The 22,701-nt window shown below is 31.8% G+C and carries 20 protein-coding genes and 1 pseudogene; 19 read left to right on the top strand and 2 right to left on the bottom strand.

Annotated elements, in window-relative coordinates; genetic code table 11:
* The first annotated feature begins 120 nt into the window (after window positions 1-120).
* The 5 genes from ACFCYN_RS19710 (at window position 121) to ACFCYN_RS19690 (ending at window position 7,863) form a co-directional block, all read left to right on the top strand.
* A complete protein-coding gene (locus ACFCYN_RS19710) occupies window positions 121-1,800 on the top strand; it encodes a formate--tetrahydrofolate ligase (RefSeq protein ID WP_375951213.1) in 1,680 nt (559 codons plus the stop codon).
* A 128-nt stretch (window positions 1,801-1,928) separates the two neighbouring features.
* Window positions 1,929-4,163 (top strand): ABC transporter ATP-binding protein, encoded by a 2,235-nt coding sequence (locus ACFCYN_RS19705; RefSeq protein ID WP_375951211.1) that lies wholly within the window; start codon window positions 1,929-1,931, stop codon window positions 4,161-4,163.
* Entirely contained in the window at window positions 4,160-6,031 is a 1,872-nt protein-coding gene (locus ACFCYN_RS19700) for an ABC transporter ATP-binding protein (RefSeq protein ID WP_375951209.1), read from the top strand. Before ACFCYN_RS19705 ends, ACFCYN_RS19700 begins: the two co-directional genes overlap by 4 nt.
* Before the next feature lie 86 nt (window positions 6,032-6,117).
* Complete coding sequence (locus ACFCYN_RS19695) at window positions 6,118-6,645, top strand: hypothetical protein (RefSeq protein ID WP_375951207.1); 528 nt, start codon at window positions 6,118-6,120, stop codon at window positions 6,643-6,645.
* Window positions 6,646-7,863, top strand: a complete 1,218-nt coding sequence (locus tag ACFCYN_RS19690; protein WP_375951205.1) for a DEAD/DEAH box helicase — start codon at window positions 6,646-6,648, stop codon at window positions 7,861-7,863. It abuts the gene before it with no gap.
* Between the two features lie 530 nt (window positions 7,864-8,393).
* On the opposite strand, the gene ACFCYN_RS19685 is transcribed toward ACFCYN_RS19690, so the two are convergent.
* Complete coding sequence (locus ACFCYN_RS19685; RefSeq protein WP_375951203.1) at window positions 8,394-9,341, bottom strand: MBL fold metallo-hydrolase; 948 nt, start codon at window positions 9,339-9,341, stop codon at window positions 8,394-8,396.
* Between the two features lie 171 nt (window positions 9,342-9,512).
* On the opposite strand from ACFCYN_RS19685, the gene ACFCYN_RS19680 reads away from it, so the two are divergent.
* The 12 genes and pseudogenes from ACFCYN_RS19680 (at window position 9,513) to ACFCYN_RS19625 (ending at window position 19,364) form a co-directional block, all read left to right on the top strand.
* Window positions 9,513-9,995 carry a glutathione peroxidase gene (locus ACFCYN_RS19680; RefSeq protein WP_375951201.1) on the top strand — a complete coding sequence of 161 codons (483 nt, stop codon included), beginning with the start codon at window positions 9,513-9,515 and terminating at the stop codon, window positions 9,993-9,995.
* Window positions 9,996-10,386: 391 nt separating this feature from the next.
* Entirely contained in the window at window positions 10,387-11,031 is a 645-nt protein-coding gene (locus ACFCYN_RS19675; protein WP_375951199.1) for an HD domain-containing protein, read from the top strand.
* On the top strand, window positions 11,028-12,917 hold the full coding sequence (locus ACFCYN_RS19670) for an ABC-F family ATP-binding cassette domain-containing protein (RefSeq protein WP_172444237.1): 1,890 nt from the start codon (window positions 11,028-11,030) through the stop codon (window positions 12,915-12,917). The genes ACFCYN_RS19675 and ACFCYN_RS19670 overlap by 4 nt, the downstream gene beginning before the upstream one ends.
* Before the next feature lie 165 nt (window positions 12,918-13,082).
* Window positions 13,083-13,472 (top strand): single-stranded DNA-binding protein, encoded by a 390-nt coding sequence (locus tag ACFCYN_RS19665; protein WP_172444238.1) that lies wholly within the window; start codon window positions 13,083-13,085, stop codon window positions 13,470-13,472.
* 55 nt (window positions 13,473-13,527) lie between these two features.
* Window positions 13,528-14,685, top strand: coding sequence for a conserved virulence factor C family protein (locus tag ACFCYN_RS19660; RefSeq protein WP_375951197.1), 1,158 nt, complete (start codon window positions 13,528-13,530; stop codon window positions 14,683-14,685).
* Window positions 14,682-15,110 (top strand): BrxA/BrxB family bacilliredoxin, encoded by a 429-nt coding sequence (locus ACFCYN_RS19655; RefSeq protein ID WP_375951195.1) that lies wholly within the window; start codon window positions 14,682-14,684, stop codon window positions 15,108-15,110. Before ACFCYN_RS19660 ends, ACFCYN_RS19655 begins: the two co-directional genes overlap by 4 nt.
* Window positions 15,111-15,151: 41 nt before the next feature.
* Window positions 15,152-15,940, top strand: a complete 789-nt coding sequence (locus ACFCYN_RS19650) for a class I SAM-dependent methyltransferase (protein ID WP_375951193.1) — start codon at window positions 15,152-15,154, stop codon at window positions 15,938-15,940.
* A gap of 24 nt (window positions 15,941-15,964) precedes the next feature.
* A pseudogene (gene thyA / locus ACFCYN_RS19645) lies at window positions 15,965-16,462 on the top strand (thymidylate synthase); the annotation flags it as partial.
* A 278-nt stretch (window positions 16,463-16,740) separates the two neighbouring features.
* The gene (gene thyA, locus ACFCYN_RS19640; protein ID WP_373604998.1) at window positions 16,741-17,040 is read left to right on the top strand and encodes a thymidylate synthase; all 300 of its coding nucleotides are present in this window, start codon (window positions 16,741-16,743) and stop codon (window positions 17,038-17,040) included.
* Window positions 17,037-17,519, top strand: coding sequence for a dihydrofolate reductase (locus tag ACFCYN_RS19635; RefSeq protein WP_375951191.1), 483 nt, complete (start codon window positions 17,037-17,039; stop codon window positions 17,517-17,519). Before thyA (ACFCYN_RS19640) ends, ACFCYN_RS19635 begins: the two co-directional genes overlap by 4 nt.
* Window positions 17,520-17,629: 110 nt before the next feature.
* A complete protein-coding gene (locus tag ACFCYN_RS19630; RefSeq protein ID WP_375951189.1) occupies window positions 17,630-18,286 on the top strand; it encodes an FMN-dependent NADH-azoreductase in 657 nt (218 codons plus the stop codon).
* A 373-nt stretch (window positions 18,287-18,659) separates the two neighbouring features.
* The gene (locus ACFCYN_RS19625) at window positions 18,660-19,364 is read left to right on the top strand and encodes a lysophospholipid acyltransferase family protein (protein ID WP_375951188.1); all 705 of its coding nucleotides are present in this window, start codon (window positions 18,660-18,662) and stop codon (window positions 19,362-19,364) included.
* A gap of 63 nt (window positions 19,365-19,427) precedes the next feature.
* Here the strand turns inward: ACFCYN_RS19625 and trhA are convergent, their stop codons facing one another.
* Complete coding sequence (gene trhA, locus ACFCYN_RS19620; protein WP_375951186.1) at window positions 19,428-20,054, bottom strand: PAQR family membrane homeostasis protein TrhA; 627 nt, start codon at window positions 20,052-20,054, stop codon at window positions 19,428-19,430.
* A gap of 208 nt (window positions 20,055-20,262) precedes the next feature.
* Here trhA and iadA point away from each other — a divergent pair, with 208 nt between their 5' ends.
* Both iadA and ACFCYN_RS19610 read left to right on the top strand, forming a co-directional pair.
* Window positions 20,263-21,429, top strand: a complete 1,167-nt coding sequence (gene iadA / locus ACFCYN_RS19615; RefSeq protein WP_375951184.1) for a beta-aspartyl-peptidase — start codon at window positions 20,263-20,265, stop codon at window positions 21,427-21,429.
* Between the two features lie 194 nt (window positions 21,430-21,623).
* The gene (locus ACFCYN_RS19610; protein WP_375951182.1) at window positions 21,624-22,670 is read left to right on the top strand and encodes a BMP family lipoprotein; all 1,047 of its coding nucleotides are present in this window, start codon (window positions 21,624-21,626) and stop codon (window positions 22,668-22,670) included.
* The last annotated feature ends 31 nt before the right edge of the window (window positions 22,671-22,701 follow it).

Raw genomic sequence — 22,701 nt, 5'->3', positions numbered from 1 at the left:
GTAGTAAGTATTAGTAATTTTTGAAAGAAATGAATAAAGAATTTCGAATATTAGAAAATGAATTTAAAGTAAAATTATGCTATAATTTTTGTTATAAAGAATGTAATTGGAGATGAGTGAATGAGTGAAGTGAAGTCAGATTTAGAAATTGCTTTTGAATCAAAAATGAAAAAAATTACAGAAATCGCAGATGATTTGAACTTATTTGAAGAAGATATAGAAAATTATGGTCATTATAAAGCAAAATTATCATTATCAGTACTTGACCGATTAAATAAAAGTGAAGATGGAAAATTAATTTTAGTCACTTCAATAAATCCTACTCCTGCTGGTGAAGGGAAATCTACAGTGACTGTTGGACTTGCTCAAGCGTTTCACCAAATTGGCAAAAATGCAATTGTTGCATTGCGCGAACCTTCTTTAGGTCCAACAATGGGAGTTAAAGGTGGAGCAACTGGAGGAGGCTATTCTCAAGTATTACCTATGGATGATATTAATTTGCATTTTAACGGTGATATCCATGCGATTACAACTGCCAATAATGCATTAGCAGCATTTATTGATAATCATATCCATCAAGGAAATGATTTGGAAATTGATGTGCGCAGAATCACATGGAAGCGTGTAGTTGATTTAAATGATCGTGCTTTAAGAAATGTCATTGTAGGTTTAGGTGGACCTTCTGGTGGTGTACCTCGAGAAGATGGATTTGATATTACAGTTGCTTCAGAAATCATGGCAGTACTTTGTCTAGCGTCATCAATTCAAGATTTAAAAGAAAGACTTAAACGAATTGTAGTGGCCTATTCTATACATAAAACACCGGTAACTGTAGGAGACTTAAAAGTAGAAGGTGCTCTTACATTATTGCTTAAAGATGCAATTAAGCCGAATCTTGTTCAAACGATTGAACACACTCCAGCAATTATACATGGTGGACCATTTGCAAATATTGCTCATGGATGCAACAGTGTAATCGCCACTAAAATGGCGATGAAATTAGGAGATTTTGTTGTAACAGAAGCTGGTTTTGGTGCAGATTTAGGTGCAGAAAAGTTCTTAAATATTAAAACTAGGGCATTAGGAGTTACACCAGATGCGGTTGTTATTGTTGCTACAATTAGAGCATTAAAAATGCACGGTGGAGTAAATAAAAATGAATTAGCGAATGAAAATTCATTAGCCGTTAAGGATGGTATTAAAAACCTTGAGAAGCATGTAGAAACAGTTTCTAAATTTAACGTACCTGTTGTAGTTGCAATTAATAAATTTATTACCGATTCTGAAGACGAAATAAGTGTATTAAAACAATGGGGACAAGATAATGGTATTAGAATCGTCTTAACTGAAGTTTGGGAACATGGGGGTAAAGGTGGCGTAGAGCTAGCTGAATCTCTTGTTAATATATTAAAAAATCCTAAAGCAAAGTTTAACTATTTATATGAATTAACAGACAGCATTGAAAATAAAATAGAAAAAATTGCAAAAGAAGTTTATGGTGCTGATGGAGTGAATTTTTCACCTAAAGCAAAAAAACAGATTATAGAATTTAATGAAAATGGTTGGGATCAACTACCAATTTGTATGGCTAAAACTCAATATTCCCTATCAGACCAACCAAGTTTAGTAGGTCGTCCTACTGGATTCAAAGTAGAAATTAGAGAGCTTAAAGCATCAATCGGTGCTGGATTTATTGTTGCGCTTACAGGAAACGTAATGACAATGCCTGGGCTACCTAAAAAACCAGCAGCATTAAATATGGATGTAGATCAACAAGGGCGTCCAAAAGGTTTATTCTAATAATTATTTTTTGAAAAATATACTCGCATTCAATGCGAGTTTTTTCAGTATGAGTGAGATAAAATATAGTATTAAATTATAACAATGAGTAATTTTGTAAAGTAAATAATTGGGGGGGAGATGCTAAATTGATAAAATTAGCTAAATATTTAAAATCATTTAGTACAAGTTTAATATTAGCCATTTTATTTTTATTTGGTCAGGCTATGTGTGATTTGAACTTACCTAACTATATGTCTGATATCGTAAACAATGGAATACAGCAAAATGGAATATTACATGTTGCTCCAGATGCAATAAGTCAAAAAGGTTTAAAACTAATGACAACCTTTATGACAGTAAATGAAAAAGAAATGGTATATAAAAATTATAGTTTGAAATCTGCAACAGATAAAAACTCCGATGGTAAAACCTATAAAAGTATTTACAAAAATGCAGAAAAAAACTTATATATCAAAAACGAAACGAATGAAAACATTGATAAAAAACTCGATCGTACATTTGGAGCATCTACGTGGACACTTTTTAATATCATACAAGAAGGATCGAGTGGGAAAGTCAAACATACAAAAAACAGTTCATCTGGGAAAACAACTAAAATTGACTTGACGAAACTATATCAATTACAGCCAATGTTTGATAAGTTAAATCAAAATACAATAATAAATGCTCATAATAAGGCGGTATCATCTGATAAAAGCTTACTAACCCAAAGTGGAATCATGTTGACAAAAGCATTTTATACTGAACTAGGTGTGAATTTACATAAAATTGGAAGCTTATACATAATTAAAATTGGTTTGATCATGATTGCAATTGCTTTACTTGGTGGATTAGCTACAGTTTTAGTAAGCTTTCTATCTTCTCGAATTGCATCAGGCGTTGCAAGAAACTTACGTAAAGACGTTTTTAAAAAAATTGAGAGCTTTTCAAACAAAGAGTTTGATAAATTCTCAACTGCATCACTAATTACAAGGTGCACAAATGATGTGATGCAAATACAAACTTTACTAATGATGGGTATTCGAATGATTTGTTATGCACCAATTATGGGAATCGGCGGAATTATTATGGCAATAAATAAGTCTGCTTCAATGAGTTGGATTATTGCCCTAGCTGTTATTGTCCTACTATGTTTAATAATGATTATAATGACAGTCGCAATTCCTAGATTTAAATTAATTCAAAAATTGATTGATAAATTAAATCTGGTTTCAAGAGAAAACTTAACTGGCTTAATGGTAATAAGAGCGTTTGGGAATTCCTTGCATGAAAAAAAGCGATTCCAAGGAGTAAACACTGATTTAACGAAAACGAACTTGTTTGTAAATAGAGTTATGTCATTAATGATGCCTTCAATGATGTTGATTATGAATGGTTCATCTTTATTAATTATTTGGGTTGGAGCTCATCAAATTGCAAAATCTGATATGCAAGTTGGTGACATGATGGCATTTATGCAATATTCAATGCAAATTATTACAGCATTTTTAATGATTTCAATCATGTTTATTCTTGTACCTAGAGCAGCTGTTTCTGCTAGTAGAATATCAGAGGTGCTTTCTACAGAAGTATCCATAATCGACCCGGAAAACGAAAAGGATTTTGATTCTAACAAGCATGGATATATTGAGTTTAAAAATGTTGATTTTCGTTATGAAGGCGCAGAAAATGATGTGCTAAGTGATATTTCTTTTATCGCAAAACCAGGTCAAACAACTGCGATTATTGGACCAACTGGATCAGGCAAAACAACGATCGCAAATTTAATATTACGCTTTTATGATGTAACGAAAGGAAAAATCTTAATTGATGGTGTTGATGTTCGGGAAGTTAAGCAAGAAAATTTACGATCTAAACTTGGTTATGTACCTCAAAAGGGGCTATTACTAACTGGGACAATTGCTACGAATTTGAAATATGGTAATAAAAATATTACAGATGAAGAAATGGAAAGAGTTGCTCAAATTGCTCAAGCTAGCGAGTTTATTTCTAAAAAAGAAGGTCAATTTAATGGCGAGATTTCTCAAGGCGGAGACAATGTTTCAGGTGGTCAAAAGCAAAGAATTTCAATCGCTCGAGCTTTAGCAAAAAAACCTGAAATTCTAATTTTTGATGATAGTTTCTCAGCACTTGATTTTAAAACCGATTTAGCCTTAAGAAAGGCACTAAATGAAAATATAAGTAATAGTACAATGATTGTCATTGCTCAACGAGTTAGTACAATTATGAATGCCGAACACATTATTGTTGTAGATAGTGGCAAAATCGTCGGCAAAGGTACACATAAAGAACTACTAAAAAGTTGCCCTGAATACTTAGAAATTGCTTCATCGCAGTTGTCCAAGGAGGAATTAGCATGAGCAATTCTAATAAAAATACTCTTCAAAACCAGAGCGGTGGACGTGGGCCTGGACAAATGTTTGGAAGAAATATTCCTATGGCTGGTCAAAAAGCTAAAGACTTTAAAGGTTCAATGGCTAAATTGATGAGTTATATTGGGGTCTATAAAAGTAAAATCTTTTTCATATTTATTTTGGCGATTCTTTCAACTATTTTTACAATTTTAGGTCCAAAAATACTTGGGAAAGCAACTGATCAAATTTTTACTGGCGTAATGAAACAAATCAGTGGTACTGGCCATGTTGACTTTGGGAAAATTAGTGTCATTGGTTTGTGGTTAATCGGATTATATGTATTAAGCTCTATTTTTGCATACTTACAAGGCTATGTGATGAGCGGTGTTACAGCAAAAGTAACTTTTAAGCTAAGAAGTGATATAAATGACAAAGTTCATAAATTGCCTTTAAGTTATTTTGATAAGACTAATCATGGTGAAGTTCTTTCAAGAATTACAAATGATGTCGATACAATTAATCAAACATTAAACCAAAGTTTAACACAAATTATTACATCGATTACTTCTATAATTGGGATCTCAATTATGATGATTTCAATTAGTTGGGAACTTACAATTGTCGCGTTATGTATCTTACCACTTTCAATGGTCTTTGTTATGATGATCGTTAAAAAATCACAAAAGCATTTTATTAACCAGCAAAGATTTTTAGGAAAAGTTAATGGTCATGTAGAAGAGATGTTAGGAAATCATGTTCTAGTTAAAGCGTTTAGTGGTGAAGAGGAATCGACAAAAACATTTGGTCAGTATAATGATGAACTATATAAATCAGCATGGAGAGCTAATTTTTTATCTGGTCTGATGATTCCAATTACAGCTTTTATTGGAAATATCGGTTATGTTGCTATTTGTATATTAGGTGGTTATTTTACAGCGAACGGTTCAATGACAGTAGGTGGTATTCAAGCTTTTATTCAATATGTAAGATCATTTACACAGCCAATCTCACAAATCGCAAATATTTCAAACATTCTTCAGCAAACTGCAGCGGCAGCAGAAAGAGTATTTGAATTTTTACAAGAAGTAGAAGAAGTACCTGAAGAGACGAATGCGATTTCAATTAAGGAAAATGAAGTCAACAGTCAAGTTCGATTTAATCATGTTGCTTTTGGTTATACACCAGATAAAACGATAATTCATGATTTTAATTTAGTTGTCGAACCTGGGCAGAAAGTTGCCATTGTTGGACCAACTGGAGCAGGAAAATCAACAATTGTTAATTTATTAATGCGTTTTTATGATGTTAATAGTGGAGAAATCTCGATTGGTGGTCATGACATAAAGAACTACAAACGAGACGAACTAAGGTCATTATTTGGAATGGTTCTTCAAGATACATGGCTATTTAATGGTACTATTTCAGAAAATATCCGATTTGGAAAACTTGAAGCAAGTGATGAAGATGTCAAAAATGCATCGATTTCTGCTCAAGCTGATCATTTTATTCGTGCTTTACCGGACGGCTATAATATGAAGCTTAACGAAGAAGCAAATAATATTTCACAAGGTCAAAAGCAATTATTAACAATTGCTCGAGCAATTTTGGCAGACCCTGAAATATTAATTTTAGATGAAGCAACGAGTAGTGTTGATACTAGAACTGAAGCTTTAATACAAAAGGCAATGGATAATCTGATGAAGGGAAGAACAAGTTTTGTAATTGCCCATCGATTATCGACGATTCGAAATGCAGATTTAATCCTTTGTATGAAGGATGGAGATATTGTTGAACAAGGTACTCATGACGAGTTAATGGAAAAAGAAGGTTTCTATGCAAATCTTTATAATAGTCAATTTGAAATAATAAGTTAAAAAATATGTCCGATAAAATTGAAACTGGTTGATTTTATCGGATTATTTTTTGTTTTTAAGATTTAATACTAAAGGAGAAAGTTTTTATGTTTGATCCAACTGCTTTTGATAATATGAAGGTTATATTAGAAGGGCTTATTTATGATAAAGATTTAGATGGAGAATATGAAATAATTGATCGAAATGATTATGTTAATCTTTCAAAAATGGATCGACTGTTCTCAATCCAATATAAAAAATTAAGTAAGCAGTCCTATACAACAAGTTGTAAAATTACAATGAGTACTACGGCAAGTGATTTATTTAATGAATTAATCAATGGAAATACTGATGTAGGCTGTTTTATAGAATTTGAATTTTTCCTACCTAAAACAATGGAAATTGAAATTATTCAAAGAAGTCTCCTTTTATTTCAAAATAAAACAAATGAACAATATACGCCGTTTTATAACATTAAACAATCCATTTTAGACAAAAATAAGATTGAATCATCTGTAAACATAAAATTTAATGCAAAAATGACTGAAGATGACTTTGATAAAATAGAAGAATTGGTACATATAGCAGAAATAATGTTACAATGGTACGATGAGCAAACATTAAAGGAGATTTAAATGGAACATTTTCAATTACTAGAACAAACAATGCTAAAAATAAAAGCAAATAATATTACGAAATGGACAGCAGTTCAAGAGGAAGCAATCCCGGCTATTCTAGAGGGTAATGATGTAATAGCACAATCTCCGACTGGTACTGGTAAGACGCTTGCGTATGTTTTACCGTTGATTAATAAAATCGATGAAAAAGAAGAAAACCCACAAGTTGTAATAATGGCCCCGACTCGTGAGCTTGTTATGCAAATTTTTCAAGTTGTACAAGACTATACACAAAATACAAATATTAAGACGGCTTCTATAGTTGGAGGAGCAGACGTTAAACGTCAAATCGAAAAATTAAAACAAAAACCAAAAATTATTGTTGGTTCACCTGGACGAATCTCCCAATTAATCAAACAAAAAAAATTAAAAATGCATTGTGTTAAAACAATCGTATTTGATGAAGTAGATGAATTAATTAAAACGGATGATCAAAAAGACTTACCACAAATCGTCAAAGCTACAATGAAAGATCGCCAGCTGTTATTTTTATCTGCAACAATCACTCCTGGGGCAATGAAATTTGCAAAGGAAACAAGTTCAAATTTAAAAGAAATATCGATTGAACAAAGCTTAGAGGGTAATATCATCCATGGTTATATTCCATGTGAAGAAAGAGAAAAATTAGAGTTACTTAGAAGAATTGGTTCTGTTCAAAATATGAAAGCACTTGTATTTAGTAATGAGCCATTTAAACTTGAAGGTTACGCATCTAAATTAAACTTTAGAGGAGTTAAAACAGCGGTTCTTCATTCGAAACTAGGGAAAATGGAAAGAAGCCGAGTTTTAAAAGACCTTCAAACTGGTAAAATCACTTTACTATTTTCAACAGATGTAGCAGCGCGTGGTATTGATTTACAAGATTTACCATACGTCATTACACTTGATGTGCCAGAAAAAGTTGAACAGTATACTCATCGAAGTGGTCGTGTCGGAAGAATGGGTAAACAAGGTACTGTTATTAACTTAACAACACCTCGTGAGAAAAAGCATTTATTTACCCTTAGAGGAACTCAAAAATTGTATTTTGAACAACTAATGGTATCGCATGGTGAAGTACAAAAATACGTAATGAAAGAGAACTCAACTGACGAAAAAAGAACGAAACCTACTTCAAATCCAACTAAAAAAGCTGATTCAAGTAAAAAGAAACCAGTGAAAAAATTTAAAAAATAAATTAAAAACTTCAGCTAAACGGCTGAAGTTTTTTAGTGTATTGAAATATAAAATAGACAATAGATAATATGTTACTAAGCGATCTATTTGATATTAAATTTCTTTTAAAGTGACGTTATTTAATTGTTTTAATCGGTTTTTATTTTGTGCAATGCAAACATGCTTTAGTAATGGATATTATCTAGAATGTAGAATGTTGAGATGTTAATCGTTTGAAGAAGAACTTCAACTATTGGTCTTTATGTAAACGATTTATCAATATTAGAAAAATAACCGAGTATTAGTTTCTACTTTTCTCTAAGTGAAAAGGATTGTTAAGTTGCTTTATTGTATGCTTCTTTTTTTAAAGTAGTTGATTGGAACGGAGGGGTTCTCGACTCCTATGGGAGATGCGGGAAGGCTGAGACCCCGGAGGCAAAGCCGAGGAGGCTCAGGTCTCCCCTATGGAAAGCGAGAATCCTGTAGTGGAAATCAGCCACATACCTCTTTCTTTACATAGGAAAAATTATTGGTTGACAAGTTTTTTTCATTTATGCATTTCCATCCATTGCTAGTACTAATCCCATAGCTGAAACTTCTAAATCCAATTTAATAATCTGGAAAACAGGATGACTCTCATTTATATTTTTATTTTGAAGATCTTGTTTTACTTCTTTAAATAATGAATCTGATAAAATCCTACTTTTCACATAAAAAGGCTTCTCTTTATTTTCTGCAATCGTAGATGTAGTTAGGTCTATAAAACGATCTAAATATACTTTTAAAGACTCATAAACGAATTTTGTATCTCTAGTTAATCCATAATGACCGAAGCAAAGAGCTTCCGGCTTAAATGCTTGAATTTTTCTAGATGAATCAAGTGTTGCCTCGTATGAAAACTGATTAGGAGATGTTGACGGTAAAATAAAAGTACCTATTTCCTGTTGAAGCTGTGGATAATAGATCCCTAATGTGTCACCTGTATACATAAATTTACTAGTAGAATCAAAAATTGAAATATGGTGATTAGCATGACCAGGAGTAAATAAAAATGTTAGTTTACGGTTATTACCAATAACAAGCTCCTCGCCATCGGCTACTTGATAAATTTGAGAAGACTTAATTGGAAGAATTGGATTAAATAATCGATCAAAATCTTCTCCATATACTTGTTTTGCACTTGCAATTAATTTTGTTGGATCTTCCAAATGTCTTGAGCCTTTAGGATGTACATAAAGCGTTGCATTAGGGCATTTTTCCATTAATACACCAGCGCCACCTGAGTGATCCAAATGAATATGTGTTACGATTACATTTTTTATCTTGTCAAATGAAATTTGTAACTCTTTTAACCCTGCCACTAAATGCTCATGAGAAGGAGTTGCACTAGTTTCAATGATTGTAATATCTTCATCTAAAATAACATAGCAACCTGTTCGTTCTGGAAATGATAAATCATATAAATCAATTAAATATGTATTAAAGCCTAAATCTTGCATACTCTTACCTCCGTTCTTTTCTAAAAAGGTGAAGAAATAAATTGGTTTAATTTAACGATCATTTTAATTTTAATACGATTGAAGAATTTTTTCAAAATATAGTATTTAAGATTAGACTTTTTGATGGAAAATACTTACTATAAAATTATATGGAAGCAGGAGGAATGTAAAATGGGTATTTATGATTTTCAAGTAAAAGATAGCAAAGGCGAAACAGTTTCACTTTCTGATTATAAAGATCAAGTCATTATTGTTGTAAATACTGCAAGTGCTTGTGGATATACTCCTCAATATAAAGATTTACAAGCATTATATGAAGAATATAAAGAACAAGGTCTAGTTATTCTAGGTTTTCCATGCAATCAATTTATGAATCAAGAACCAGGTTCAAACGAAGAAATTCAAAGTTTTTGTGAATTAAATTATGGTGTGTCATTCCCTGTTTTTGGTAAAATTGACGTAAATGGAGATAAAGCAGATCCATTATTTAAATATTTAAGTTCAGAAGCTCCGGGCATTATGGGATTAAAATCAATTAAATGGAATTTTACAAAATTTATTATTGATAAAAACGGTGAAGTAATCGAACGCTTTGCACCACAAACAAATCCTCAAGAGCTAAGACCGACACTCGAGAAATTATTGAAAGCTTAAACTTGTGAAAAGATTTAAGGAGATTATATTGGATTTTGCCAATACAAAAAAACCTTCATTTGAAATGAAGGTTTTTTTTACATAGTAAGTAAGAAAAAATAAATTGTTAAATGTGATTGGACATCGCTTGGTCTGCTCAGTCAATGCCTTCTTTCGCACTTCTCTTCTGATAGTTGATTTTTAAGAAGTCATTTTGAATTCTGTTGGTAAATCGTGTTTGATCGTAACGCATGACAGATTTGAATAAGAGTCCTAAAGGTTGTCTAAATCGGCAACCTTTTTAAAGTTCAAAAACAAGCTGACCCTATTTTTTAATCTAAACGTACTCTATTAATGTTTTACCGACAAAAAATGATATAATATCACTAGTCAATCTTTGGAGGTAAGTAGTATGAAACAGCAAGAAATTATTATACAAATAGAAAACTATGTCCGAAGTCTTCATCAAGGTGATAGTAGTGGGCATGATTGGTATCATATTGACCGAGTTAGAAACTTAGCTGTCCATATTGCGCGAAAAGAAAATGCAAATCAATTTATTGTAGAGTGTGCTGCATTAGTACATGATGTGATTGATGATAAATTACATGACAATCTTGAAGCACAAAAAGCCCAGTTAGAATCTTTTCTAAATGAACGATTAAATAGTAAAGATATAAATGAAATAATGTACATAGTTGAAAATATTTCGTATAAAGGTGGAAATGGAGTTATTCCTACATCAATTGAAGGTAAAATTGTCCAAGATGCAGATCGTTTGGATGCAATTGGTGCAATAGGGGTAGCTAGAACTTTTGCGTACGGTGGGAAAAAAAGCAGAAGTATGTTCAACCCTGAATTTAAAATAAGGGAGAACATGACAATCGAAGAATATAGAAGTGATCAAAGTTCATCAATGCATCATTTCTATGAAAAAATACTGAAACTTAAAGATTTAATGAATACAGAGGCAGCGTTAGAGTTAGCCGAAGAAAGACATCAATTTGTAGAAAAATTCATTGACGAATTTATGAAAGAGTGGAATTTTAAAATATGAAGATTTTAAGTGTAGAAAATTTAATTAAAACGTATGGAGAAAAGAGTTTATTTAATGAAATTTCATTCACCGTAAGTGAAGGGCAAAAAATTGGATTATTAGGTATAAACGGAACAGGTAAATCAAGCTTATTAAAGATCATAGCTGGTGAAGAAGCTGCAGATGATGGCAAAATCACTACTCCAAAGGATTATGTAATCAGTTATTTGCCACAGCATGAAGATTTTGATAAAAAACAAACGATTCTTGAAGCAGTTTTTGAGAGCGAAGACAAAGTAATGGTTTTAGTAAAATCTTATGAGAAAACATTACAAGCTCTTCAAGTAGATCCAGCAAACCAAGGATTACAAAATGAGTTATTAAAATTACAAGCTGATATGGATTCATTAAATGGGTGGGATCTTGAAGCTAATGCTAAAACCATTTTAACTAAGTTAGGTTTATCAAATTTAAACTTAGATGTAACTCTACTTTCTGGTGGTCAGAAAAAAAGGGTAGCTTTAGCAAAAGCATTAATACATCCGTGTGATTTATTAATTTTAGATGAGCCTACGAACCATTTGGACTATGAATGTATAGTATTTTTACAAGAGTACATAAAAAGACTTCAAAATGCAGTACTATTCGTAACACATGATCGTTATTTCTTAGATGAAGTTACTACTGCATTATTAGAACTATCAAATGGGAATATTTATCGATACGAAGGTAACTATCAGTATTATATTGAACAAAGAGCTTCTCGAGAAGAGCAAGAAGCAGCTACAAATGAAAAAAGAAACAACTTATTTAGACGAGAATTAGCTTGGATGCGTAGAGGTGCTAAAGCCCGAACGACAAAGCAAAAAGCTCGTATTCAGCGCTTTGAAGATCTTTCGGGTAAATTGAATAACCAAGAAAAAGTTGAAATGGAAATGAATTTTCAACAAACTCGTTTAGGAAAAAAAGTTGTTGAGTTTAAAGATGTAAGTAAAGCATTTAATGAAAAGAAAATTTTAGATAATTTTAATTTACTTTTACTTCAAACTGATCGAATTGGCATAATTGGTGAAAACGGAGCTGGTAAGACAACTTTGTTAAAAATGCTAGTTGGAGATGAACAAGTTGATTCAGGCGAAATTGAAGTTGGGCAAACAGTTAAAGTAGCGTACTATACACAAATACAAGAAATAATGAATCCAACTATGAGAATGATTGATTATATTAAGGAAGAAGCAGAAATCATCCATACACCAGACGGAAAAACAATTTCAGCTTCTCAAATGCTTGAAACATTCTTATTCCCAACTCAATCACATGGAGTTCAATTAGGTAAACTTTCAGGCGGTGAGAAAAGAAGACTCTACTTATTAAAGCTATTAATGACTGCTCCAAACCTACTATTACTAGATGAGCCAACAAATGATTTAGATATTGATACTTTAACGGTTTTAGAGGATTATATCGAGAATTTTAGTGGTGTAGTCGTGACTGTATCACATGATCGTTATTTCTTAGATAAAGTTACAAATAAATTATTAATCTTTGAAGGTGAAGGAAAAGTATCATCTACTTTAGAAAGTTATACAGAATATTTAGAACGTCAATCAGTCGAAAAGCGTGAAGTCGAGTTAGAAAAAGTAGCGGTTGAAAAACCTGTATATCAAAAAGAGCAAAAGAAAAAACGATTAACTTATCAAGAACAAAAAGAATGGGAAAGTATTGAGTCAGATATCGAGAAGCTAGAGAATGAAATTGAAAAACTAAATGAAGACTTACAAGCAGTCGGCTCTGATTTTGATGAAGCTTTTAAGCTTTCTAAACAGATTGAAGACAAAGAAGGATTATTAGAGGAAAAAATGGAACGTTGGTCAGTTTTAAGTGACCTTGTTGAAAGTTTAAAGTAAAGTATTAATTTTGAGTATTTAGCAATAAATCCGGCCAAATATTAAATATCTATTTAGCATATATTGAATTCTTTAACTGAAAAGGGTATTGAAAATACTATTTTCCTTTTTTTACGAACGTACAAATATTTTGTATTGTAGAAAAAAATAAAGGAGATGGTAATAATGATCAATAATGTTGTATTAGTAGGTAGATTAACGAAAGAACCGGTTTTACAAACAACAGCGAATGGTAGAAAAACAACTTTTATTAATATTGCTACAAATGTTTATTCAGACTATCTGAAAAAAACAAGAACGAATTATGTATCAGTAAAATTATGGGGTCCTATTGCCGAATATGCTACTAAAAAAGCAAAAAAAGGTATGGAAGTCTCAATTGAAGGAATTATTAAAACGTCAAGTTATGTAAAGGAATCTGAAAGACCTATTTATGTGACTGAAATCATAGTTGAGAAATTTCACCTTTTTACTCGTCAATCTGAAGAGTTAACTCACAATGTAGCGGAATCAAATGCAAATGATTTTGAGCAATTCGTGAAAGCATTACAATAGTGAGTTTCTCCTCTTTTTGATAAAATGAATTAAATAACAAGAAGAGGAGTTAAAAATGAAGATTAAATCGATTGAACCAACACCAAGTCCTAATACAATGAAAGTACTATTAGATGAAGAATTGCCATCTGGCAGTAGAAATCACTATTCTATTGATAATATAGAGAAAGCACCTGAAATTATTAAACAAATATTAGGGATAGACGGAATTAAAAGTGTATACCATGTTGCTGATTTTATTGCAATTGATCGTAAGTCAAATGCAAATTGGCAAAGTATTTTACTACAAGTACGCAATGTATTTGGAGAAGATGTAAATGATGTAGCAACTGATGAACCTGTTATTGATAATCATTTTGGTGAAGTTCAAGTATTTGTTCAAATGTATCATAACATCCCAATGCAGTTAAAATTAATTGTTAATGGTGAAGAACAAAGAGCGGCTTTACCGCCGTACTATAAAGAAGCAATTATGAAGCTAACAACGGCTGCATCCAACGTAGTATTTGAAAGACAGTGGATTGATTATGGAATTCGCTACGGTGAATTGTCTACCATCGAGAAAGAAATTATCGATGAATTAACTGCTACTCATTCTGAAAATGATATCAAAAATATTGTAAACGAAGTTATGACAAACAATGCTACAATTTCTGAGAAAAAAGATGCTCCTAAATTTGAACCATTTACTGCAGATATTTTTGAAGAAAAAGATTGGAAAAAAAGATATGCTAGATTTGTAAAGATCGATCCGACAATTGAAGATTTGCCTTTACTAAAAATAGCATTAAAAGATGAGCATGTTTCAATAAGAAGATTAGCAACAGCTTATTTAGGTATGTTAAAATCTAAATTAGTGTTACCTTATTTATATGAGGCATTAAAGGATAAAGCAGTAGGTGTAAGAAGAATTGCTGGAGATTGTTTATCTGACATCGGTTATGAAGAAGCCATGCCTGCTATGATTGAAGCATTAAATGACTCAAGTAAATTAGTCAGATGGCGTGCGGCAATGTTTCTTTTTGAATTAGGTGATGAAAGTGCAATTCCAGCATTAAGAGCTGCATTAGACGACCCAGAATTCGAAGTGAAGTTACAAGTTCAACTAGCATTACATCGAATTGAAAATGGTGAGGAAGCATTAGGTTCAGTTTGGAAACAAATGACTGAACGTATGAAATCAGAAAATGAAAAAGGAGAAACAAAACAATGAATGCATACGATGAGTACATGAAAGGTATTGTAAAACCAATGAGAGAAGAATTAACTTCAAATGGTTTTACAGAATTAACAACAGGGGAAGAAGTAGAATCATTTATGAATGAATTAAATGATACTGCATTTTTTGTAATTAATTCAGTTTGTGGTTGTGCTGCTGGTCTTGCTAGACCATCTGCAGTTCAAGCAGTAATCAATTCAGAAAAGAAACCAGCAAATGTTATGACAGTGTTTGCAGGACAAGATAAAGAAGCAACAGCTACTTTAAGAGAATATTTAGCTGATTTCCCACCTTCTTCACCTTCAATGGCAGTATTTAAAGGTAAAGAGGTAGTTGGTTTTATACCTCGTGAACAAATCGAAGGTTCAACACCAGAAGATATTAAAGCTAGAATTCAATCAATATTCGAACAAATGTAAAAAGAGGAGTATTCCTCTTTTTTTCTTAATTAAGGAGACCCATGATTATTACAACTTGCTTAAGACCGGATATTAATTTAGAAAAAAAAGCTGAAAAAATTGCCTCAGATTTAAATGGACAGGCAATAATTCGAAATGAACTTAGCTTAGAAGAAATTTATCATAAATTTAATAAACCTATATTAGTTTTAGGTAAAAATAGATTAGAATGGTATGAGGATGATCAAGCAATTCCATATTTTTTTCACCCTAACTCATCAGTTTTTAGAATTAGAAGATTGATGAAAGGTGAACATGATCCTTTTTGTGATGCTTGTTTACTAACAAAAGGTGATTCACTTCTAGATTGTACACTTGGAATGGCATCAGATAGTATAGTTGCAAGTTATGTTGTAGGTGACCATGGGAAAGTTTTAGGCTTAGAGAAAAATCAAATCATTTCTTACTTAACTTCAAAAGGCTTAAAAACAAATAAGCAGAACATTAATGATTGGTCGAATATCATCAACAAAATTGAAGTGAAAAATATTGATTATAAAAATTATTTGAAGTCTCTTCCTGATCAATCTTTTGATATCGTTTATTTTGATCCGATGTTTGAAAAAAATATTGAAGCCTCTTCTGGTATTGCAGCGTTGAAAAATTTAGCATCATATGATGACCTCAATTATGAAGTGATTAACGAAGCTAGACGCGTTGCTAAAAAAAGAGTAGTTTTGAAAGATCATTTTAGAAGTGAAAGATTTAAAAAATATGGTTTTAATCAGTTAATTCGTAAGTCTTCAGAATTTCACTTTGGCTTTATTGAGGTTCGTAAAGAGGAGAATTAAGAATACATAATTAGGGGGCCAAGTATGAAGCAATACTTAGATTTATGTAAACACGTATTAGACAATGGCATGACAAAAACAGATCGTACTGGAACAGGAACTATCAGTACATTCGGTTATCAAATGCGATTTAATCTTCAAGATGGCTTTCCTTTAGTAACGACTAAGAAAGTTCATCTAAAATCAATCATTCATGAATTACTATGGTTTTTAAAAGGCGATACGAATATTGCATATTTAAAAGAAAATGGTGTTCGTATTTGGAATGAGTGGGCAGATGAAAATGGTAATCTAGGTCCTGTTTATGGTGAACAATGGAGATCATGGAAAGCTGCTGATGGTTCTACAATTGATCAAATTTCCGAAGTTATTAATCAAATAAAAACAAATCCAGATTCACGAAGAATGATTGTCTCAGCTTGGAATGTTGGAGAACTTGATAAGATGGCATTAGCACCATGTCATTGTTTCTTCCAATTTTATGTGAATGATGGAAAGTTATCTTGTCAGCTTTATCAGCGTTAAATTTGAGCGCCTTTACAGAGTGATCTGTACCGAAAACCTTGCTAAACGGGGAAACTCTTTAATTAAAGACAATCCCGTGCTAAATTTATTCTTTGTTAATTAACAAAGAATAATAAATGCCTAACGACTATCCAAATATGGAGTAGGGTGCAAGTTATTGGCACTCGAAATGCAAGGGGCCTCGTCTATGAGGCCGTGATATAGTCTCATCTGCATGGTGACATGTAGCAGTTCTCTTAAGAACGGGCCAGGCGTAACGAACTTGGTTGAAGATCTTGTCAGCTGACATTTTCCTAGGAGTACCATTTAACATCGCATCTTATGCACTTTTAACTATGATGATTGCTCAAGTATGTGATTTAGAATTAGGTGATTTTGTACACACATTTGGAGATGCTCATATTTATACTAATCATCTTGAACAAATTAATTTACAACTATCAAGAGAGCCACATAAATTACCGAAAATGAAGTTAAATGCTGAGATTAAAAACATTTTTGATTTTAAATTTGAAGATTTTACATTAGAAGATTATGAATTCCATCCTGCAATTAAAGGGGTAGTAAGTGTATGATCGCTGCATTAGTTGCTATGTCAGAAAACAATGTGATTGGTTTAAATAATGAAATGCCTTGGCATCTTCCGCAAGAGCTGGCTTATTTTAAAAAAGTGACTACTGGACATACAATTATTATGGGAAGAAAAACCTTTGATTCGATTGGTAGACCACTTCCTAAACGTGAGAATGTCATTGTAACAAGACAAAAGGATTTTCATCCTGAAGGTGTTACGGTTATAAATGATGTGATCAGTTATCTTGAAGAACATAAAAACGAGGATTTATTTATTATAGGTGGAGCTGAAATATTTAATTTAACCTTCCCATACTTAGATACCCTTTATATTACTGAAATTGAACATAATTTTGATGGAGATACATTCTTCCCAAACTTTTTAATGGAAGATTGGAATGTTAAATCCGTATCTGAAGTGCAGATTGATGAAAAATCCAAAATAAAATTTCGCTATTTTATATATGAAAAAAAGTGTTGACATCTTGAATTAAAGATATTATTATGAGGTTAAGGGATTTGGTTATCCCTTAATTTTTTAAAATAAAATCTCGAATTAAAGATAAACAAAACTGAGAGGAAGTTGTTAAAATGACAAAATTACTTTATATTACTGCAAACCCAAATGCGATTGAAAATTCATTTGGTCTTTCTGTAGGGGAAGCATTTATTACTGAATACAAGAAAGCAAATCCTGAAAATGAAGTTGTTCATTTCGATTTATTTAAAGAAAATGTTCCTATGTTAGATGGAACTGTATTTGATGCATGGGGTAAATTAGCAAGCGGTACTGCTTTTGAAGAATTAAGTGCAGATCAACAAACTACTTTAGCTGCTATGAATCATAATTTAGAAGTTTTCACTCAGGCTGATGAGTATGTTTTCGTTACTCCATTCTGGAACTTTAGTTTCCCATCTGTAGTTAAAAACTTTATTGATAATATTTCAATTGCTGGAAAAACATTTAAATATACTGAAAATGGTCCAGTTGGTTTACTTGAAAATAAAAAAGCATTACACATCCAAGCAAGCGGTGGCGTATATTCAGAAGGTCCTGCTACTGGAATTAACTTCTCTAGCCCATACTTAACTAGTATCTTAAACTTCGTTGGTGTTACTGATGTAACTACATTATTCGTAGAAGGTATGGCTGCAATGCCAGATAAAGCACAAGAAATTAAAGCTAACGCAATTGAAAAAGCTAAAGTTCTTGCTGCAGAATTCAGCAGTGCAAAAGTTTCGAACTAAAGATTCACAATATCGAAGAATCGGCAAATACTTGTCGATTCTTTTTTGCACATAAAGAAAGTATAAATTGGCAACTGTGAAGAAAAGTCGGCGTAGATGCCAATTTTAGGTAGAAGTATAAGTGCAACTACGCCTCTGTCTTCGCCTGACGGCTGGCTAATCGGCGAGTTTTCTTTACATATTAAGTATATAATTTTGCAATTGTGAAGACAAATTTTTCGAGGTGGCAATACTAGAATTTTAAATTTGAGTAGATCCTAATGAAGCTTCTGTCTTTAATTTACCTTACATTTATAAACAAAATGAATAATACTTTTCAAGTGGTTGGGCATTTTGTATAATAATTAACATACTCAATTATCGGAGGAATAGTATGTTTCGCACAATATATGCTGCAACACGCATTGTAATTGGTGTAATTGAAGCTAAGCTAAAATTATCATCAGTAAAAAAATTACCAAAAGATTTACCTGTAAGTGAAAGAGACCGTAGAACGCATGAATTTCCTGACTATTTTGGTCAAATGATGATTGGTTGTACTGGTAGTAAAGTAACAGTTGAAGGATTAGAAAATATTCCAAAAGACCAAGGTGTATTATTTGTTAGTAATCATCAAAGTAATTTTGATATTCCCCTACTATTAGGATATTTAAAGAAACCAATTGGATTTATTGCAAAAATCGAATTAAAAAAACTACCAATCGTACCAGATTGGATGGAACAAATGCATAGTGTATTTATGGACAGAAGTGATCGAAGACAATCACTTAAAGCTATAATTGATGGTGTTGATAAACTTAAAAATGGTCATTCACTAGTTATCTTTCCAGAAGGTACTCGTAGTAAGAGTAGTAAAATGGGTGAATTTAAATCAGGGAGTTTTCATTTAGCAACTAAATCGGGAGTTCCAGTTATTCCTGTAAGAATTGAAGGTACATATAATATTTTAGAGGCTAATGGAAATCGAATTAAACCAGCAAATGTAACGCTTAAAGTATTTCCACCAGTATATCCTGAACAAATCGGCCTTACTGACGCTAAAGAATTAACTAAATATATAAAAGAGATTATCGAATAAATGTCAAAAGCGCTCAATTTATAATTTGAGCGCTTTTTTGTGCTTAAATCATCAGTCTGTTTTTTAAACAACGAATTTAAAAATACAAAAATACATCGAGGCACTTCCTAGCAAAACAAATAAATGCCATATTGCATGACTATAAGGCCAACGCTTTACGAGAAAAAAAATCGTGCCAATAGAGTAAAATAATCCACCTAATAACAAGTAGAAAAATCCAATTCCAGATAGTCCAACATAAATAGGTTTAATTGCAAACATCATTAGCCAACCCATTATTAAATAAACAATTGTAGAAAATAATTCGAACCGATTGACATATATAAATTTAAAGATTACACCAGAAACGGCTAACCCCCAAACAATGGTTAATAACGACCAACCAATTTTCCCTCTTAATGTTATGAGTAAAAATGGAGTATATGTTCCAGCTATTAATAAATAGATAGCTGAGTGATCTAGAATGGTAAATATTTTAATAAGCTTCGGGTCTCTTACACTATGAAGTAAAGTTGAACAAATATAAAGGAGCAACATGGAAGACCCAAAGATTGTAAAAGAAAATAAATGCCAAGGCGTTCCATTATTAAGCGCTTTACTAATTAAATAATACAGTGCTGGAATACTCAGGATTGCGCCGACTCCGTGAGTAATTGCATTTGCTAATTCTTCTTTCATTGCTCTACTCATAAAAATGCCTCCTATATTAATTGAATCATTTTTATCCATGAGAGTATTATGAACAAATGTAGAGATTTAATGTTTTCAACATTTGTTAGTAGTATGTAATTATTGTGGGAAGACAGCTTTTATTTAGCTATTAAAAGCAACAAAGATTCCTAAAACAACCATTTATGTTAATCTGAAATTAAACCGATTTAGATCATTGGAGGTATATATGTTACTCATAAAAAATGGAGAAATTTTCACACCCAAATCAATAGGTAAAAACGATATTTTAATTTCGAATGAAAAAATTGAGTATGTTCATGAGGAAATAAACTTTACTTCAGCTAATCTGCCTATACAAATATTGGATGCAACTGACTACTATATTGTGCCTGGCTTCATTGATGCACATGTTCATCTTATTGGAGGTGGTGGAGAGGGTGGGTTTAAAACTAGAACACCTGAATTATTGTTCTCTGACTGTATTAAAGGTGGAATCACTACTGTAGTAGGGGTGCTTGGTACAGATGGAACAACAAGAACTATGACAAGCTTACTTGCGAAATGTAGGGCTTTAGAGGAAGAAGGAATAACTTCGTTTGTATACACAGGCTCATACCAAACACCTGTTAAAACACTATTTCCTAAAATTGAAGAAGACATCATCCTTATTGATAAAGTTATTGGTGTAGGGGAAATTGCAATTTCAGACCATCGATCTTCTCAACCGACAAAGGATGAATTTGCTAGAATAGCTGCACAAGCTCGAAATGGAGGGTTACTTTCTGGAAAAGCTGGTGTTGTGAATGTACATATAGGGGATAGTAAAAAAATGCTATCAATGATTGAGGAGATTGTAGATGAAACTGAATTACCAATCACTCAATTCTATCCCACGCATATTAACCGAAATAGTTACTTATTTGAAGCAGGGATTAAATTTGCAAAAAATGGTGGATTTGTAGACTTTACGACAAGTTCCATTCCACACTTTTTAAATAATGGTGAAGTCAAATGTAGTGTAGGTTTAAAAAGAATGATCGACTCTGGAGTTAATATTGAACAAATTACATTTACATCTGATGGACAAGGAAGTCTCCCTGATTTTGATGAAAATGGAAAATTAAGAGGAATGAAAGTTGGAAGAGTAAGTAGTTTATTTAGCGAAGTGAAGGATGCCATTTTAATCGAAGGTATTTCGATTGAAGATGCAATTAGTGTCATCACAATCAATCCAGCTAACATCTTAAAATTACAAAAGGGCCAAATCAAAAATGGTTTCGATGCTGATTTAGTATTTTTAAATAAAACTACTTTAGAAATTGAAAGCGTTATATCAAAAGGTAAAATCATGATGCGAAATAATGAGTTATTAGTCAAAGGAACATTTGAATAGTTTTGGGATTAATGCGTTAAGAGCGGTCCAATGAAAGGATTTTACTATTTTAAATACTCGTTTCAATCCCTATTTGATAAAATTTTCTTTTGACTTAAAAACCTTTAATTTCCTAATACCTGCATTTAGAGACGAATAAAAGAATTAACCGAAATTCATACTAGAAATAATTGTATTTGAATGAGGTGAATGATTTGTATAAAAAAAAGACTGCATTAATCTTCACTATGATAATTGCAGTCGTTATTTCGGCTTGCAGTGTTAAACAAGATTCTGGTGATTCTTTTAAAATTGGGATCGTATCAAACTCTAATGGTAAAAATGATAGTTATTTAAACTCAATTGCAAAGAAAGGGATTACTAAATTTGCAAAAGAGGAGAAGCTAAACAAAGATAAAGATTATAAATACATTGAAACAACAAGTACTAAAAAATTTGAAAAGAAAATAAGCAAAATGGCAGATTCAAATTATGATTTAATTATTGGAATCGGAAGTAATTTAACTAATTCCATGAATACAGTTGCCGCGCAATATAAAAATATAAATTTTGGTTTAATTGATTCAAGGGTTGATTTACCTAATGTGATTAGTATAAATTTTTCTGAACAAGACGGAGGCTTTTTAGCAGGCGTAATTGCAGCTATGAAAACAAAAACAAAAAAATTAGGGTTTATCGGCGGTGTCGACAATGAAATAATAAACCGTTATAAATATGGTTTTATTTCTGGCGTTAAATCTATTAATAAAGACATCGAAGTTTTTACGGCTTATTCTGATACTTTTAGTGATCCAAAAGAAGGTTCTAAAATAGCCACCGATTTTTTTAATCAAAATGTAGATATTATTTTTCCAGTTGCAGGTTTAACAAGTAAGGGTGTTTTTAATACTGCCAAAAAAATTAAGAAATCAAATAAAGGAGAATTGTGGGTTATAGGAGTAAACAAAAACGAATATAAACAAGGTTTACCTGAAAATGTGACTCTTTTCTCAATTGTAAAAAAAATTGATCAAGCTGTATATGATTTAGCTAAGCAAGCAAAAACAAATGAATTCCATGGTGGTAAAACATTAATTTATGGGCTTAATGAAGGTGGCATAAGGTTAATATGGGCTAAAAATAATGTAGAGGACCCCATTTTATTAAAGGTTGGAGAATATAAAGATAAAATAGAATCAGGTAGTATTGTTGTACCAAGTAATGAAAATGAATACTTGAAGTTCAAAGAAAATTTAACTTAAATAAATGTTAATAAAATGGAAATAATATTAT

Origin of the sequence: Gottfriedia sp. NPDC056225, assembly GCF_042267765.1 — a bacterium.
In the GTDB taxonomy this organism is placed as follows: domain Bacteria; phylum Bacillota; class Bacilli; order Bacillales; family Bacillaceae_G; genus Gottfriedia.
Note: the sequence above shows the minus strand (reverse complement) of the source record. Positions and strands in the feature narration are given on the sequence as shown.